The sequence below is a fragment of the Microbacterium sp. oral taxon 186 str. F0373 genome, from assembly GCF_000411455.1.
GTDB lineage: Bacteria > Actinomycetota > Actinomycetes > Actinomycetales > Microbacteriaceae > Microbacterium.
In genome coordinates, this window is record NZ_KE150457.1 from 1,721,232 (window position 1) to 1,738,723 (window position 17,492).

Annotated in this window: 11 protein-coding genes and 1 other RNA gene; 7 read left to right on the forward strand and 5 right to left on the reverse strand. The window is 70.9% G+C overall.

The features are described from left to right. Nucleotides 1-17: 17 nt before the first annotated feature. Genes HMPREF1529_RS08065 through HMPREF1529_RS08075 form a run of 3 tightly spaced genes read right to left on the reverse strand, consistent with a single transcriptional unit; the run spans nt 18 to nt 4,543 of the window. Nucleotides 18-2,258 (reverse strand): transglutaminase TgpA family protein, encoded by a 2,241-nt coding sequence (locus HMPREF1529_RS08065; protein WP_016464433.1) that lies wholly within the window; start codon nt 2,256-2,258, stop codon nt 18-20. Further along, nucleotides 2,245-3,549, reverse strand: a complete 1,305-nt coding sequence (locus tag HMPREF1529_RS08070; RefSeq protein ID WP_016464434.1) for a DUF58 domain-containing protein — start codon at nt 3,547-3,549, stop codon at nt 2,245-2,247. The genes HMPREF1529_RS08065 and HMPREF1529_RS08070 overlap by 14 nt, the downstream gene beginning before the upstream one ends. 13 nt (nt 3,550-3,562) lie before the next feature. Beyond that, complete coding sequence (locus HMPREF1529_RS08075; protein ID WP_016464435.1) at nt 3,563-4,543, reverse strand: AAA family ATPase; 981 nt, start codon at nt 4,541-4,543, stop codon at nt 3,563-3,565. A gap of 82 nt (nt 4,544-4,625) precedes the next feature. On the opposite strand from HMPREF1529_RS08075, the gene ffs reads away from it, so the two are divergent. The 5 genes from ffs (at nt 4,626) to HMPREF1529_RS08095 (ending at nt 11,537) form a co-directional block, all read left to right on the forward strand. After that, an RNA gene (ffs, locus tag HMPREF1529_RS15615) (signal recognition particle sRNA small type) lies at nt 4,626-4,722 on the forward strand. A 129-nt stretch (nt 4,723-4,851) separates the two neighbouring features. After that, complete coding sequence (pta, locus tag HMPREF1529_RS08080) at nt 4,852-7,002, forward strand: phosphate acetyltransferase (protein WP_016464436.1); 2,151 nt, start codon at nt 4,852-4,854, stop codon at nt 7,000-7,002. Then, the gene (locus HMPREF1529_RS08085) at nt 6,999-8,189 is read left to right on the forward strand and encodes an acetate/propionate family kinase (RefSeq protein WP_016464437.1); all 1,191 of its coding nucleotides are present in this window, start codon (nt 6,999-7,001) and stop codon (nt 8,187-8,189) included. Before pta ends, HMPREF1529_RS08085 begins: the two co-directional genes overlap by 4 nt. A 34-nt stretch (nt 8,190-8,223) precedes the next feature. Next, nucleotides 8,224-8,964: an HAD family hydrolase gene (locus HMPREF1529_RS08090; protein WP_016464438.1), complete on the forward strand. Its 741-nt coding sequence runs from the start codon at nt 8,224-8,226 to the stop codon at nt 8,962-8,964. A 29-nt stretch (nt 8,965-8,993) separates the two neighbouring features. Next, entirely contained in the window at nt 8,994-11,537 is a 2,544-nt protein-coding gene (locus tag HMPREF1529_RS08095; protein WP_016464439.1) for a glycoside hydrolase family 65 protein, read from the forward strand. Nucleotides 11,538-11,579: 42 nt separating this feature from the next. On the opposite strand, the gene HMPREF1529_RS08100 is transcribed toward HMPREF1529_RS08095, so the two are convergent. Both HMPREF1529_RS08100 and HMPREF1529_RS08105 read right to left on the reverse strand, forming a co-directional pair. Continuing rightward, nucleotides 11,580-12,302: a helix-turn-helix domain-containing protein gene (locus tag HMPREF1529_RS08100; protein WP_036282822.1), complete on the reverse strand. Its 723-nt coding sequence runs from the start codon at nt 12,300-12,302 to the stop codon at nt 11,580-11,582. Continuing rightward, nucleotides 12,295-13,782 carry an APC family permease gene (locus HMPREF1529_RS08105; protein ID WP_016464441.1) on the reverse strand — a complete coding sequence of 496 codons (1,488 nt, stop codon included), beginning with the start codon at nt 13,780-13,782 and terminating at the stop codon, nt 12,295-12,297. Before HMPREF1529_RS08105 ends, HMPREF1529_RS08100 begins: the two co-directional genes overlap by 8 nt. A 207-nt stretch (nt 13,783-13,989) precedes the next feature. Here HMPREF1529_RS08105 and HMPREF1529_RS08110 point away from each other — a divergent pair, with 207 nt between their 5' ends. Beyond that, nucleotides 13,990-15,471, forward strand: coding sequence for an APC family permease (locus HMPREF1529_RS08110; protein WP_016464442.1), 1,482 nt, complete (start codon nt 13,990-13,992; stop codon nt 15,469-15,471). A gap of 5 nt (nt 15,472-15,476) precedes the next feature. Then, complete coding sequence (locus HMPREF1529_RS08115; protein WP_016464443.1) at nt 15,477-17,480, forward strand: primary-amine oxidase; 2,004 nt, start codon at nt 15,477-15,479, stop codon at nt 17,478-17,480. Nucleotides 17,481-17,492: the final 12 nt, after the last annotated feature.

A 17,492-nucleotide genomic window follows, 5' to 3' on the forward strand; every position in this document is an offset into this window, starting at 1 on the left:
GATCGCGGCGCGCCGGTTCAGACCGCCGCGCCGCGATCGGCGAATCCCGAGCCCGGCCGCACCACCAGCGACCACGGCAGCGCCAGCGTGCGCGCCCGCCGCGCCGCCGGCATCGCCGCGAGCATGGCGGATCGGATGCCGAGGGCGGCGCTCATCGCCGCGGCATCCGGGCCCCCGCTCGCGGCGTCCGCCGCGTAGTTCGCACGCTCGACGGCGGCCACGAGCCGCGACATCTCCTCCGCGGGCGCGCTGCCCGATGCCACGAGGAAGGCGCCGAAAGCACGCGGAGAGCGCGACGAGGGCACGGGAAGTCCCGCATCGATCGCGGTGTCCTGCACGAGTCGCCAGGCGGCGGCGACCGTTGCGCGCCGGCGCAGCATCAGCCGCCGGACCGCCCCGGCCAGTCCCGGCAGTGCGGCGACCACGACGACGCCGCCCAGAACGGTGAGGAGCGGACGGAGGTCCATCAGGGTGGGCCCGGAGCCCGCGGCATCCGTCTGCGCCCCCTGCTGCGAGTCGTTCACGTCGGCCGGCGGGGCGGTCGTGGCCGCGGAGGTCGTCTCTGGACGGGGCGACGTCGTCGGCGCCGCGGTCGGGGCCGAGGCGGCGCTGTCGAAGCGCGTCTCGGTGCCGAGGCTCTTGGTCGGCTCGAACGGGACCCAGCCGATGCCGCGGAAGGAGACCTCCGGCCACGCGTGCAGCTGGCGACCCGTCACGTCGATGACGCGCTGACCGTCGACGACCTGGCCGGTGAACGAGCCCGGGAGGAACCCGACGACGATGCGGGTCGGCATGCCGAGGCTGCGTGCCATGAGGGCGAAGGCGCCCGCGAAGTGCACGCAGTATCCGCTCTTGGCCTGGAGGAAGGCGGCCACGGCGTCGACGCCCTGCCCGTCGAAGCCCTCCTGCACGGGCGCGTCGAGCGAGTACGTGAACTCCGGACCGCGGAACCAATCCTGCAGCGCGATGAGCTTGTCGTAGTCGGTGTCTGCCTGCGCGGTGACCTGACGGGCGAGCTGCGCGATGATCGGCGGGCTGCCGGCGGGGAGGGAGTCCACGTCGAGGCTCACACCCGCGCCTCCCGCCGACGACGCGCGGATCTGCTCGAGCGTCGGCTGGGCGATGTCGGAGACGACGGTGTACTCCTGGCCCTGCGTCGCCCCGGCCGCGCCGGCGACGGTGCGGTTGTACGGGGCGAACTGCCACGCGCCGGCCAATCCGTCGACCTCGGTGGCCGGGTAGGGGACGGGCGCGTAGGCGGACGCCAGGTTCTTGATCGAGACCGTCGTGCGCGTCGGGGTGAGCGCGATGTCCGGGGACACATCGACGGGCTCGAGCGGTGCCGCGCTCAGATCGACGGTGCTCGTGCGGTCGGGCTGCCAGACCGTGCCGTCGAACAGCGACAGCGTCGCCACGCGCAGGTACGGCACACGGGTGCCGTCGGTGCGCAGGGTGAGCACGGTCGCACCGTCCTGACGGCGCAGGTCCTTGCCGAGATCGAGCGACGGATCGATCATCGTGGAGGTGCCGAACCCCGCCGCGGGCACCGACGCCTGCAGCGTGGGGCCGACGGCGAGAGCGGCGATGATCGCGACGGCGCCGATCGCGGTGGCGACGACCGTCACCCCTCCCGCGTTGACCGTGCGCGCGGATGCGCCGGCGGTACGCGCCTCGCGGGTGCGGGTCTCGGCGCGGATGAGCAGCAGCACGGATGCCGCGAGCACCACGAACGCCACGATGTCGACCCCGGCCGGCACGGCGATGGCGGGGATGAGCCAGACGGCGACCAGGGCGATGCTGGCCAGAAGCGGCATCCGCGCCGTGACGACGACGTGATCGAGGGCGACGGTCAGAAGCCCGAGCGATGCGACGATGAGGAACACGAGCGGCCGCGTCGGCGTCAGGGGAGCGACACCGTCCGTGATGAGAGCGGATGCCGCGGTGATCATCCGAGGCAGCGCCTCGACGACGCCGCCGGTCGGGATCACACCCAGCAGCGCGTTCGCCGGGAAGAAGACGGCAGTGACCGCCCCGGTCCACGCGGCGAGCTCGACGATCGTGACGACGATGACCGGCAGGCGCAGTCGGCGCAGGCCGTAGCCGAGCGCCAGCAGCGCGAACGGAAGGGCGATCGCGCCCCACAGCCACGAGCCGCTCTGCACGACGCGGGTGAGCGGCACGAGAGTGCTCAGGATGCCGAGCCACAGCGCCAGTGCGAGGCGCAGCTCTCCGCGGCGGCGTCGCTCACGAGGCGGCACGGTGCACGCTCCGGGTCTCGCGCGACGCCAGGGCGTCGCTCCAGGCGGCCGCGACGTCGCCGCCCGCGGTCAGCGCGCCGACGCGCCACCCGGTGTCGGCGGTGGCCGCCACCACCTCCCGTGCCTCCACCTCCTGTGCCTCCGACACGAGGAGGAGGATCGGCATCGTGCTGTGGTGCGGCACGGGCGCGAGCGCGACGACATCCGCAGCCGCCAGGCCACCGGTGACGACGATGACGGGACCGGCCGCGATCCCGCTGAACAACCGGGCGAGCGCGTCGAGGGGGAGATCGCGCCGCGCGGTGATGGTGGCGAGGGCGACGGCGAGATGTTCGACGCCCGCCGTGTCGGCGCCCTCGATCGGGTCGCACAGTACGGCGCCGTCGGCGTCGATGACGGTGACGAGGTAGCCTTCGCGGACCAGTCGCGCCGTCGCCGAGACGCAGGCGGAGACCGCCGTCTCGAAGGCGGGGTCCGCGCCCGCCGCGCGTCCGGCGGCCGGTGACCAGCGCGCCGCGCCGCGATCGAGCACGACCACGGCTTCGGGAGTGGTCTCCTGCTCCTCCTGGCGCACCATCAGCTCGTCGCGGTGGGCGCTGGCGCGCCAGTGGATGCGTCGCATCGAGTCGCCGGGCGCATACGTGCGCGGGATGAGGTTGTCGGCGCCCTGGCCCATCCGATCGGTCACGCTGCGGGTGCTCCCGCCAGCGTCACCGGGGAGATCATGCAGTTCGTCGAGGTCGACGATCTCCGGCACGATCACCAGCGGCGAGGTGTCGCCGACCGTGCGCCGGCGTCGCGTGAAGCCGAACGGATCGGTCGTCACGAGTGCCAGCGGCCCCACGCGGCGAAGGCCACGGCGCTCGGCCCGCACGGCATAGTCCACCTCGACCCGCGACGGGCCCGCCATCGCCGAGCCGGTCGCGGGGAGCATGCCCTCCGGCGCCGAGTCGACAACGGATGCCGGGATCACGCCGTCGGGCACGGCGTCTCGCCACCGCGCCTGGCTGGAGGGCAGCGAGGCGCGGATCTCGACGGTGAGCCGCACCCGCACCTCGCTGCCGGTGGCGGCGACGTCGGGAGAGAAGGCGCGGGTCACCCGCGCCGAGCTCGGGAGCAGGTACAGGGTGGCGGCGCTGACGACCACGGCTGCCGCCAGCAGCGCGCCGACGTAGGCGAGCTCGGCGATGCCGAAGCGCTGGGCGAGCGCGCCGCACACGCCCGCGAGCACCAGTGTGCCCACGCCGCGCAGCGTCAGCGGCAGACGGGACAGCAGGGGCCAGCGGGGCATCGCGTGCTCTCGATCAGCGGGTCGCGAGCGGAACGCTCACGGCGCCGACGATCGCGCGCAGCACGGTGCCGATCGTCTCGGAGCCGGAGCGACCCCGAGACGATGCGGTGCCGCGCGAGGCGATCAGTCGATGGGCGAAGACGGGCTCGACGAGCGCCGCCACGTCGTCCGGGATGACGAACTCTCGGCCGTCGAGCGCCGCGCGCACCTTCGCGGCGCGCACGAGCTGCAGGGTGGCTCGGGGGCTCGCCCCGAGGCGCAGGTCGGGGTGCTCCCGTGTCGCCCGCGACAGGCCCACGGCGTATTCCTCGACGGCGGGGGAGACGTGCACTCCGCGCACCCAGGCGATGAGCGCCCGCACGTCGGCGGCGCCGAGCACGGGCCTGAGCGCGTCGAGAGGGTTGACGTGCTCGCGCTGACGCAGCATGAGGACTTCGCTCTCGGCATCCGGATAGCCCATCGAGATCCGCATCATGAAGCGGTCGCGCTGCGCCTCGGGCAGGGCGTAGGTGCCCTCCATCTCGAGCGGGTTCTGGGTCGCGACGACCAGGAACGGGTCGGCCAGGGCGTGGCTGGTGCCGTCGACGGTGACCTGATGCTCCTCCATCGCCTCCAGAAGCGCCGACTGCGTCTTGGGAGAGGCCCGGTTGATCTCGTCGGCGATGACGATCTGCGCGAAGACGGCACCCGGCTTGAACTCGAACTCGCGATCGACCGGGTTGTAGACGCTCACCCCCGTCACATCGCCCGGGAGGAGGTCGGGCGTGAACTGGATGCGGCGTACGCTCGCGTCGACGGATGCCGCCAGCGCCCGCGCCAGCATCGTCTTGCCGACGCCGGGCACATCCTCGATGAGGAGGTGTCCTTCGGCGAGGAGGCAGACGAGCGCGGCGCGCACGGCATCCGGCTTGCCGTCGATGACGCGCGTGATGGAGGACTCGACGGCCTCGGCCGCGCGAGCGAACGATTCGGCGGTGAGCGGGTGGTCGGGCATGCGTCTCCCTGTCTCAGCGGCGGTGCTCGCTCGATGCTAACCCGACTGGCGAGGCGGGAGCCCGTCGTCGGGTAAACTCGCATACAGCTCTCCGCGAGGCGGCACCCAGGCCAACTCCCCCAGGACGGAAACGTAGCAAGGGTAACCAGGCTCTGCCGGGTTCGCGGAGAGTCTTTCTTTTGCCCGGGGGCTTTCGGCGCGTGCGTCGGCGTGCGCCACCCGTCCGGATCGCTGCTTCCGTCCCGGCGGAAGGTTTTCTCCGGCAGATCCCTCCCGGCCTCCAGCGACCCCCACCTAGGCTGGAACCCGTGGCGCAGAGCATCTACATCACCTCCACCGAGGGACTGTCCGGCAAATCGACCATCGTCCTCGGAGTGCTCGACGCACTGACCCGATCCACCCCCCGGGTGGGCGTGTTCCGGGCCATCGCCCGTTCGATCGACGAACGCGACTACGTGCTCGAGATGCTCCTCGATCACATCGGCGTCGACCTCGACTACGACGAGGCGGTCGGTGTCACCTACGACGACGTGCGACGCGATCCGGATGCCGCGCTCTCGCGCATCGTGGAGCGGTTCAAGGCGGTCGAGGCGAAGTGCGACGCGGTCGTTGTCGTCGGCAGCGACTTCACCGACGTCGGCTCCACGAGCGAGCTCGGCTACAACGCCCGCATCGCGGCGAACCTGGGCGCGCCGGTGCTCGTCGTGCTCAACGGCCGGGCCGACCAGGGCGATCGCCTCGGGGTGAGCGTGCCGCGCACGCCGCAGCAGCTGGCACAGCTGACCGAGCTCGCCCTCACCGACATCACGCACCAGCGCGCCGAGCTGTTCGCCGTCATCACCAACCGCGCCGACCCGGCGCACCTCGACGAGATCAACGCCGCGATCGGCGACGTGGTGCGCGGCCTGCCCGCGGTCGACGGCAACCGCGAAGCCGAGGTCGCGGTGTGGTCCATCCCCGAGGACGTCTTCCTTGTCGCGCCCGCCGTGCGAGACATCATGCTCGCGCTCGGCGGCACGCTCCTGCGCGGCGATGAGGAGCTGCTCGTGCGCGAAGTGCTCGACGTGGTCGTCGCGGGAATGTCCCTCAACAACATCCTTCCGCGGCTCACCGAGGGTGCCATCGTGATCGTCCCGGCCGATCGCACCGAAGTGCTGCTCGGACTGCTGCTGGCCAACTCGTCGGGCACATTCCCCTCGATCGCGGGCATCATCCTCAACGGACCGTTCCCGCTGCCGCCGGCCGTGCAGGACCTCATGGTGGGGCTCGACTCGCCGCTGCCGATCATCCAGACCGACCTGGACACCTACGACACGGCCGTCCGGGTCATGAGCACGCGCGGCCGCCTCGCCGCCGGCTCGCAGCGTCGCTACGACACGGCGCTGGCCCTGTTCGAGCAGCACGTCGACACCGACGAGTTCACGCGTGCTCTGGGACTCGCGCACTCCACCGTGGTGACGCCGCTCATGTTCGAGTACCAGCTCCTGGAGCATGCCCGCACCGGCCGCAAGCGCATCGTGCTCCCCGAGGGCGGCGATGATCGGGTGCTGCGGGCCGCGGCGACCGTGCTTGCCCGCGGCATCGCGGACCTGACGATCCTCGGCGACGAAGCGGAGGTGCGCGGCCGCGCCGTCGAGCTCGGTCTCGACCTGAGCGCCGCGCAGGTGCTGAGCCCGTTCGACCCGCAGATCGTGCACCGCTTCGCCGAGGAGTACGCGGAGCTGCGCAAGCACAAGGGCATCACCTACGAGAAGGCGGCCGACACCATCACCGACGTGTCGTACTTCGGCACCATGATGGTGCACCTGGGTCTCGCCGACGGCATGGTCTCCGGCGCCGCCCACACGACGGCGCACACCATCCGGCCCGCGTTCGAGATCATCAAGACCCGCCCGGGCGTCTCGGTCGTCTCCAGCGTGTTCCTCATGGCGCTCGCCGACCGCGTGCTCGTCTACGGCGACTGCGCCGTGATCCCCGACCCGACCGCCGCACAGCTCTCCGACATCGCGATTTCGTCGGCCGCCACGGCACGTCAGTTCGGCATCGAGCCCCGCATCGCGATGCTCTCCTACTCCACCGGCGAGTCCGGATCGGGTGAGGACGTCGACAAGGTGCGCGAGGCTACGGCCTTCGTCCGCGAGCGCGCACCCGAGCTGCTCGTCGAAGGACCGATCCAGTACGACGCGGCGGCCGACGCCGCCGTCGCCAAGGCGAAGATGCCCGACTCCGCGGTCGCGGGCCGGGCGACGGTGTTCGTCTTCCCCGACCTCAACACCGGCAACAACACCTACAAGGCGGTGCAGCGCTCCGCCGGAGCCATCGCCATGGGACCGGTGCTCCAGGGACTCAACAAGCCCATCAACGACCTGTCGCGCGGAGCGCTGGTCGAAGACATCGTCAACACGATCGCCATCACCGCGATCCAGGCGCAGAACCAGCAGCAGGGAATCAACGCATGACCGTCGTCCTCGTCATCAACAGCGGCTCCTCGTCGTTCAAATATCAGCTCGTCGACGTCGAGTCCCAGACGGCGCTCGCGTCGGGGCTCGTCGAGCGGATCGGCCAGGAGAGCGGCTCGGCTCGTCACAAGGTGGGGGATGCCGATCACTCGCGCGAACTGCCGATCCCCGACCACACCGCCGGCTTCCGCGTGATGCTCGACGCGTTCGAGGAGTACGGTCCGTCGCTGGTCGAGACCCCGCCGTCCGCGGTGGGGCACCGCGTCGTCCAGGGCGGCGCCCGCTTCTTCCGCCCGACGCTGATCGACGATCTGGTCGAGATCAACATCGACGAGCTGTCGGTGCTCGCCCCCCTGCACAACCCCGGGGCGCTGCAGGGCGTCCGCGCCGCGCGCGCCGCGTTCCCTGCCCTGCCGCACGTCGCCGTGTTCGACACGGCCTTCCACCAGACGCTCCCGCCGGCGGCGTACACCTATGCGATCGACCAGACGATCGCGCGCAAGCACCGCATCCGCCGCTACGGCTTCCACGGCACCAGTCATAAGTTCGTCAGCGAGGCCGCCGCGGCGTATGTGGGACGGCCTCTGCGAGAGCTCAAGCAGCTCGTGCTGCACCTGGGCAACGGCGCCTCCATCACCGCGATCGACGGTGGGCACTCCGTCGACACCTCCATGGGCCTCACCCCCCTGGAAGGCCTGGTCATGGGCACCCGCTCCGGCGACCTCGACCCCTCGGTGCTGCTCGTGCTCGCCCGTCGCGAGGACATGAGCCCCGGGGAGCTGGACGAGTTCCTCAACAAGCGCAGCGGTGTGCTGGGGCTGGCCGGCGTGTCGGACATGCGTGACATCGAGGAGCGCCGCGCCGAGGGTGCGGGGGCGGCCATGCTCGCCTTCGACGTCTACATCCACCGACTGCGTGCCTATATCGGCGCCTACATCGCACAGCTCGGCGGCGTGGATGTCATCTCGTTCACCGCCGGGGTGGGAGAGAACTCCCCTCTCGTGCGGGTGGAGGCGATGGCGACGCTGGGATTCCTCGGCATCCGTCTCGATCCGACGCGCAACGAGGCGCGTGAGCGCGGCATCCGCACCATCTCCGCCGACGACTCCTCGGTCACCGTCCTCGTGGTCCCCACGAACGAAGAGCTGGAGATCGCCCGGCAGACGCTCGCCGTCGTCGCTTCGTGACGCGCGGGTCACACCGGGCCACTACGCTGAACCCGTGACAGCCGAGCTTCCCGAGCTTCCCGACCTGCGCGCACTCGACGGCGTGCTCTTCGACCTGGACGGTGTGCTGACACCGACGGCCGACGTGCACATGCACGCGTGGCAGTCGATGTTCACCGAGCTGTTCACCGCGTGGGGGATCGAGCCGCCGTACACGGAGGACGACTACTTCCGCTACCTCGACGGAAAGCAGCGCTACGACGGCGTCGCGAGCCTCCTGCGCTCGCGCGACGTGGAAGTGCCGTGGGGGGACCCGTCCGACCCGATCACCGCCGACACGGTCTGCGGCATCGGCAACCGCAAGAACGAGGTGTTCGCCCGCGTGCTGCGCACCGACGGCATCGCCCCGTATCCGGGCTCTCTCGCGCTGATCGAGCAGCTGCGCGCCGCGGGGACTCCGATCGGCGTCGTGTCGAGCTCGAAGAACGCCGAAGAGGTGCTGACGATCGCCGGCATCCGTGAGTTCTTCGCCGTCGTCGTCGATGGGGTGGTCTCGGCGCGAGAGGGGCTGCGCTCCAAGCCCGCCCCCGACATGTTCGCGGCCGGTGCCCGCATGCTCGGCGTCGATCCCGCCCGCAGCGCCGCGGTCGAAGACGCCCACTCCGGCGTCGCGTCGGCGGCGGCCGCCGGCTTCGGGATCGTCGTGGGCGTCGACCGTGGCGCCGGCGCCCAGGCGCTCCTCGACCTCGGCGCGACGCTCGTCGTCGACGACCTCTCCGCTTTCGTCACCCGATGACCGGTCCCTTCACCGGAAGGATGGACAGCATGGATCGCGACCGTTTTCCGATCGACCCGTGGCGCCTCGTGGAGACGCGTTTCTCGCTCGACGACGTCGGGGTCACCGAGACGCTGTTCGCGCTCGGCAACGGCTATCTGGGCCTGCGCGGCAATCAGCCCGAGGGACGCCACGCCCACGAGCACGGCACGTTCATCAACGGCTTCCACGAGATCTTCCCGATCCGTCACGCCGAGCAGGCCTACGGCTTCGCCGAGGTCGGGCAGACGATCATCAACGCCCCGGACGCCAAGATCATGCGCGTCTACGTCGACGACGAGCCTCTGTCGTTCGATGTCGCCGACATCCGCGAGTACGAGCGGGCTCTGGACATGCGCGCCGGCGTGCTCACCCGCCACGTCCGCTGGGTGACGCCGAGCGGCAAGGACGTCGTGCTCGACTTCGAGCGGATGGTCTCCTTCGAGGAGCGGCATCTCGCGGTCATGCGCGTCACCGTGACGGTGCTCAACAGCGACGCCCCGGTGACGGTGAGCTGCCAGATCCTCAACCGTCAGGACGGCGAAGACGTGTACGGCGGGTCTGCTCCCGGGCGCGGGACGGCGAAGGGCTTCGATCCGCGCAAGGCGGAGAAGATCGAGGACCGTGTGCTCCAGCCCGAGGAGTACTGGCAGGACGGCGACCGTGCCGCCCTCGCGTATCGCGTGACCGCGTCCGGGATGACGATGGCGGTCGTGGCCGACCATGTGGTCGAGACGGAGAACGAGTACTCGTCGCGCACGCTGGTCGAGCCGGATATCGCCAAGAACGTGTACCGCGTGCAGGCGAAGGCCGGCGTGCCGACCACGGTGACCACGCTGGTCAGCTATCACACCTCCCGCGGGGTGCCGGCGCGCGAGCTCGTCGACCGAGGCCGCCGTGCCCTCGATCGCGTCCGCGCGGAGGGCATCGCCCACCAGTTCACGCGACAGCGCGAGTGGATGGACGCGTTCTGGGAGCGCTCGGACGTCGTCATCGCGGGTCACGACGACCTGCAGCAGGCGAGCAGGTGGTGCCTGTTCCAGCTCGCGCAGGCGGCGGCCCGCGCCGACGGTCAGGGCGTTCCCGCCAAGGGCGTCTCGGGCTCGGGCTACAGCGGTCACTACTTCTGGGACACCGAGATCTACGTGCTCCCGTTCCTGATGTACACGACGCCGATCTGGGCACGCAACGCGCTGCGCATGCGCTATCTCATGCTGCCGGCGGCGCGGCGCCGCGCGGCGCAGCTGAACGAGGCGGGCGCCCTCTTCCCCTGGCGCACGATCAGCGGCGAGGAGGCCTCGGCCTACTACGCCGCCGGCACCGCGCAGTACCACATCAACGCGGACGTCAGCTTCGCCCTCGCCAAGTACGTGCGCGCGACGGGCGACGACGAGTTCCTCTACCGCGAGGGCGTGGACATCGCCGTCGAGACGGCCCGACTGTGGGCCACCCTCGGGTTCTGGCGCTACACCGAGGACGGCCAGCCCGAGGTGTTCCACATCCACGGCGTCACGGGACCCGACGAGTACACGACGGTCGTCAACGACAACCTTTTCACCAACGTGATGGCGCGCTTCAACCTGCGTTTCGCGGCGCGTGTGGTGCGCGAGATGGCAGAGGACGCCCCGGAGTACTACGCGCAGATGGTCGAGCGGCTCTCGTTCGACCCCGCCGAGGGCGACGCGTGGGATGCCGCCGCGGAGGCGATGCACATTCCGTACAGCGAGGGCCTCGGCATCCATCCGCAGGATGAGGTGTTCCTCGAGCGCGAGGTGTGGGACCTGGAGAACACCCCGCCCGAGCAACGTCCGCTGCTGCTGCACTTCCACCCGCTGGTGATCTACCGCTACCAGGTGCTCAAGCAGGCCGACGTCGTGCTGGCGCTGTACCTGCAGGGAAACCACTTCTCCGACGAGGAGAAGCTCGCCGACTTCGAGTACTACGACCCGCTGACCACCGGCGACTCGACGCTGTCGGCGGTCGTGCAGGCGATTCTTGCGGCCGAGGTCGGGTACCAGGACCTGGCGCTCGAGTACTTCTCGCAGTCGATCTTCGTCGACCTCGGCGACCTCCACCACAACGCCTCCGATGGCGTGCACGTGGCCTCGGCGGGGGGCGTGTGGACCGCTCTGGTCGCCGGCTTCGGCGGCATGCGCGATCACTACGGCGAGTTGAGCTTCGATCCGCGTCTGCCCAAGGACTGGCCGTCGCTGGCGTTCACCCTGCACTGGCAGGGCACGCCGCTGAAGATCGAGATCACGGCGGAGCAGCTGAGGGTGGATGCCGGGGCCGGCGAGCCGGTCTCCTTCTCGGTGCGCGGCGAGGCGTTCGTCGTGGCCCCGGAGTCGACGCTGACGGTGCCGCTGCGCGGTCAGGGGCCGGAGCTGTCGGGTCGTCCCACGATCAGCGACATCGGCGGCGCCCTCCGCGAGGACGGCACGCTGATGTCGGCATCCGTCCCCACGTTGACCACCTCGATCCCGGTGGTCACCGGGAGCATCCCCATCGTGGGCACGGTGGCGGGGGATGACGGGAACTTCGGCGTCGACTCCTGAGCCGCCCCCGCACGGCGGGGCGCGGCGGCGTGCCCATCGCGCTCATGTGACGTAGGGGGCGACGCCGTCGGCGACGCGTCGCAGGCGCGCGAGCAGGTCGTCGCCGTCGAGCACGCGGTGGCGCGGGCCGGAGAAGGCGAGCCCGCCGGCGATGCCCCCGTCGCTGCGCCGCAGCGGGACCGCGAGGCAGCCGTAGCCCGGCGACGTCATGTCGACCCGGCGGATGCCGCCGGACTGCGCGAGCTCGGCCGCGCCGGCGGAGGCCGCGGGGCCGTTGTCGCCGACCGCGACGAGCATGAGCACGCCCAGGGCGAAGCGCTCCGGCTCCCGGGCGAGGCGGGCGGGGTCGCTGAACGGGAAGTCGGGGTCCTCGTCCAGAAGCTGCAGGCGCCGATCGTCGTACGCGGCCACGTGGACGCCGCCGCGCACCGACAGCCGCGCGTCGGCGACGAGATCCCGCGCGAGCGTCGGCAGGCGCGCCGGCACGTGCGAGGGTGCGGCGGCCGCGGCCAGCTGGGCCACCTTCGCGCCCAGTGTGAACCCGGACAGATCGGGCGTGCGCACCAGGTACTCGTCTTCGACCAGGAGGTTGAGCAGGCGGTACGTCGTCGCCCGCGGCAGGCCGAGGCGCTCGGAGAGCTCGCGGGCTGTCACGCCAGCACCCAGCTCGGCGACGGCTTCGAGGACCGTGAGAGCGCTGTGGATCGCGCGGGGCTGCCGCGCCGAGAGCGCCGCCTGCGGACGGGATGCGCGCGCGTCAGCCATCCCGATCATCTCGGGGCACTCCGCCGAGGACCGCATCGGCCACGGGGACGTCGTAGGCGCCCAGCACGCCCAGTGGGCGCCGCCGTCGCCAGGCGATGAGGGCCGCGGACGCCGACGCCACCGCGATCGCGACCCACATGGCCGCGCCTCCCGCGGCGAGGTCCGCGGCGGCGAACGCCGCGACCGCGGACACCAGCGCCGCCGTGGCACTCGCCGAGACGATCACCACCCCGGCCGTCAGCTCTCCGATGCGATGGAGGAACAGCGGGGCGGCGATGCAGGCGAACACGTACGAGACGATGTAGCCGATGCCGCCCACGGCGATGGTGAGGTGCATCGCCGAACGCAGATCCACTCCGGCCACCACCAGGCAGAGGGGCACGCCGATCACGAGCGGCAGCACGATCGCGATCGCGCCGATGGGCGTTCCGAATCGGGGATGGGTGCGCCCCGCGACGCGGGGCATGACGTCGTCGCGGCCCATCGCGAAGACCACCCGCGCGAGCGCCGTCGTTGACCCGATCGCGCAGGCGAGGAAAGAGGCCGTGATGCCGAGGTCGGCCACGTTCGCCCACGCCCCCATGCCGAAGGTGTCGGCGAGGTCGTTGAGCGGGGAGGCGCTCGCTGCGAAATCTCGGCCCACGGCGGCGAAACCGGCCACCTGGGCGAGCGCCGACAGCAGATACAGAAGCAGTGAGATGACCACCGTCGCCCGCACGGCCCGAGGGATCGACTTCAGCGGAGAGCGCGCCTCGACGCCGAGGGTCGCGGCGCTCTCGAACCCCACGTACGCCGTGAGCGCGATCAGCGCGCCGGCGCCCACCCCCAGCGGGGAGTCGTCCGGACCGGTGGGCAGGAACACGGCGGGATCGACCGGCCCGATCCGCGTCGACAGCGCGACGAGCAGGACCACGATGAGCACGACGGATGCCGTCTCCACGACGAGCGCCACCCGCGCCGAGATCCGGATGCCGCGGACGAGGAGCAGGGTCAGCAGGGCCGCCTCCGCCAGCAGGACCACGGCGATGCCGAGCGGTCGGTCGATGCCGGGCCACAGCGGACGCAGCAGCAGTGCCGTGTAGTAGGCGCCACCGAGCAGTGCGAACATCGCGACGGCCGCGTAGCCGACGATCGCGGCGGCGCCCGTGGCCAGGCCGCCGACCGGGCCGAGTCCACGGGCGGCGTACGTGTAGAGGGCGCCCGATGCCGCCAGCCGCCGCGCGAACTGTCCCACGGTGGACGCGACGAGCAGGCTGAGCACGCCGGCGATCAGCACGGAGGCGATCACCGACCCCGGGGAGACCCCCGCGACGATGACCGTCACCGTCGTGGCCGCGGCCGCGGGGGCCACGGCGGCGACGGACTGCGCCATCACGTCGACGAAACCCACGCTGCGCCGGTCGAGGCCGTCCAGAGGCGACCTGCCGCCGAAGGCGCGCACCGGCGCGGGACTGCGGATCGCGCGCTCCAGTGCGGTCATGGTTCCTCCTCGCCCGCCGATGTTAGGACGGGGGCGTTGCCTCGGCAGGTCCGCGGTGTTTCGCGGCCGTTTCTGCGAATGAGACAGCCGCCCGGGGCGGTCCCGTTTCGGATGCCGAGAGGTTTCATCTGGCGGAGACGGGCGTGTGACGCGGCCGAGCGAGCATCGGCTCATCGGTTTTTCCCGGTCCGATTCAGGAGAGGTCCCATGACGAAACTCGATTCCCCCGGCGCCCCCGCCTCCGCGGCCGGCGCCCCGCGCGCCCTCGCGGGCTCGCTCGGCGCCACCGCGATCGTCTTCATGGTGGTGGCCGCGGCATCGCCGCTGACCGTGATCGGCGGCGCGGCCCCGCTCGGCATCCTGCTCGGCAACGGGGTAGGCTTTCCCGCGCTGTACGCCGTCAGCGCCGTGATCCTGCTGCTGTTCTCGGTGGGCCTTGCGGCGATGTCGCGTCACATCCCGCGCCCGGGTGCCTTCTTCACCTACGTCGGCTACGGTCTGGGGCGCTCGACCGGCCTCGCGGCGGCGTGGATCGCGATGCTGACGTACACGACCATCCAGGTCTCGGTGTACGGCTACATCGGGTACATCCTCTCCTACACGGTGCAGACGTACGCCGGCGTGTCCTTGCCGTGGTGGCTGTTCGCCCTCCTCGTCGTCGGGCTCGTCGGGATCCTCGGCTACCGGCACATCGACCTGTCGAGCAAGGTGCTCGCCGTGCTCCTGATCGCCGAGGTGGGCGTCGTCGCGGTGCTCGTCGCGGTCGTCCTGTTCCGCGCGCCCGAAGGGCTGAGCCTGGCCCCGTTCGACCCGGCCCAGGTCGCGAGCGGGTCGCCGGGCGTGGGCCTCATGTTCGCCATCGCCGCCTTCATCGGCTTCGAGGCGACCGCGATCTTCCGCGACGAGGCACGCGATCCGGACCGCACGATCCCGCGAGCGACCTACATGGCCGTCATCGGCATCGGCATCTTCTACACAGTCGCCTCGTGGGGCCTCGTTATGGCGTGGGGGTCGAGCGGCATCGTCGACGCGGCGGCGGCCGACCCGGGCAGCCTCATCCTCCGCACGATGGCGACGTACCTCGGGGCGGCGGGCGAGATCATCACCAACGTGCTGCTGATCACGTCGATGTTCGCCTGCGTGCTCTCCTTCCACAACGTCCTCACGCGGTACCAGCACTCGATGGCGGCTGCGGGCGTGCTGCCCGAGCGGTTGTCGGGCGTGCACCACCACCACCTGTCGCCCCACGTCTCCTCGCTCGTGCAGACGGGCACCTCGGTCGTGCTCATCGCCGCCTTCGCGCTCTTCCAGCTGGACCCGGTGCTGCAGGTGTTCACCTGGTTCGCGGGCGTGGCGACGCTCGCCATCGCGATCCTCATGGCGCTGACGTCGGTGGCCGTGATCGTCTACTTCGCACGCACGCGCACCGATCGCCGGCTGTGGAACACCATCCTCGCCCCCGCGCTCGGGTTCGTCGGGCTCGTCCTGTCGGCCGCGCTGATCGTCGCGTACTTCCCGATCATGGTCGGCGACGTCGACGCCGACGGCGCGCCCGCCTTCGGGGGCGTCAGCTGGTTCCTGCTCGCCCTCGTGCTCGTGTTCCCCGCGGCCGGCTACGTGCAGGCCCGCTGGATCCGTGCGCGCCGACCGCTCGCCTACGCCAAGCTCACCGACGCCATCGCCGGCTGACCCGAATGACCACGGAGATCATCATGACCCTCACCGACCTCGCCGCGCCGGGCTTCACGGCTCCCGCGGCGCCCGCCCACCCGCTGTCCTCCCTCACCGCGGCCGAGATCGACGCCGTCCGTGCCGTCGTGCTCGCGCTGCCCTCCACGACCGACCGACTCCGCTTCGCCTACGTCGGCCTGGAGGAGCCGGCCAAGGGGGAGATCCTGGCCTGGGAGCAGGGCGGCAGCCTCCCCGAGCGGCGGGCACGGGTTCAGCTGCTCGACCTCACGACGACGCGCTCGAGCGATCTGATCGTCTCTCTGCACAGCGGACGGATCCTGCGTGAGACGGTGCTCGACGGCACGGGCGGACAGCTCCCCATCCTCGACGCCGAGTTCGAAGAGGTCGGCATCATCGCGAACGCGGACGAGGGCTGGGTGGCGGCGCTCGCCGCGCGCGGCCTCACGGTCGACGACGTGGTGCTCGTGCCGCTGTCCGCCGGTCACTACGGCTACCCTGCGGAGGAGGGCCGGCGCATCCTCCGCACGTTCGCGTTCCGTCAGGACCACCCCAAGGATCACCCCTGGGCGCACCCGGTCGACGGTCTCACGGCGTACATCGACGTCGCTGCGCGCCGCGTCATCGAGATCGTCGGCAACCCCGGGTTCGCGATCCCCGAGACGAGCGGCAACTTCGACGACCCCGAACTGCAGGGCGCGCCGCTGGAGGGGCTGAAGCCCATCGTCATCACCCAGCCGGAGGGTGCGAGCTTCACCGTCGAGGACGAGCACGTCACCTGGGGCGACTGGGACCTGCGCATCGGGTTCGACACGCGCGAAGGACTCATCCTGCGTCAGCTGAGCTTCCAGGATCGGCCCGTCATGTACCGCGGCTCGATCAGCGAGATGGTCGTCCCCTACGCCGACCCCGCCCCCAACCGCTTCTGGCAGAACTACTTCGACACCGGCGAGTACCTGTTCGGCCGGTACACGAACGAGCTCGAACTGGGCTGCGACTGCGTCGGCGACATCACGTACGTGGATGCCGTGCTCTCCGACGAGCTGGGGGCGCCGCGCACCGTCCGCAATGCAGTGTGCATGCACGAGGAGGACTTCGGCACCCTGTGGAAGCACACCGACATCTTCACCGGATCCAGCGAGGTGCGGCGTCAGCGCCGGCTGGTCATCTCGTTCTTCACCACCGTCGGCAACTACGACTACGGCTTCTTCTGGTACCTCTACCTCGACGGCACCATCGAGTGCGAGGCGAAGCTGACCGGCATCCTCTTCACGTCCGCCTATCCGGGCGAAGAGTACCCGTTCGCGTCGCAGGTCGCGCCCGGACTGGGGGCGCCGTACCACCAGCACCTCTTCTCCGCGCGACTGGACATGACGGTGGACGGGCTGGCGAACGTCGTCAACGAGATCGATGCGGTGCGCCTGCCGATCTCCGCGACCAACCCTGCGGGCAACGCCTTCACGAAGAAGGTGACGCCGATCGTCTCGGAGCTGGCATCCGGGCGGGTCGCCGACGGTGCGGTCAATCGTGTGTGGCAGATCGCGTCGACGGAGCGGACGACCTCGCTCGGCCAGCCGACGTCGTACGTGCTGTTCCCGACGGAGACGCCGGTGCTGCTCGCGGCCGACGACTCGTCGATCGCGGCGCGCGCCACGTTCGCGACGAAGAACCTGTTCGTGACGAAGTACGACCCCGACGAGCGCTACGCCGCGGGCGACTTCGTGAACCAGCACCCCGGTGGGGCCGGCATCCCCGACTTCATCTCCGGTGACGAGCCCCTCGTGGGCGAGGACCTCGTGCTGTGGCACACCTTCGGTCTCACGCATTTCCCGCGCAACGAGGACTGGCCCGTCATGCCGATGGACTACGCGAAGTTCACGCTCAAGCCGTACAACTTCTTCGAGCGCAACCCCGCCCTGCACGTGCCCGCACCGCAGTCCGCCCACTGCGCCCCGTCGCTCGCACACGGTCACGACCACGGTCACGGTCACGACCACCACCACCACTGATGGTGCCGTGAA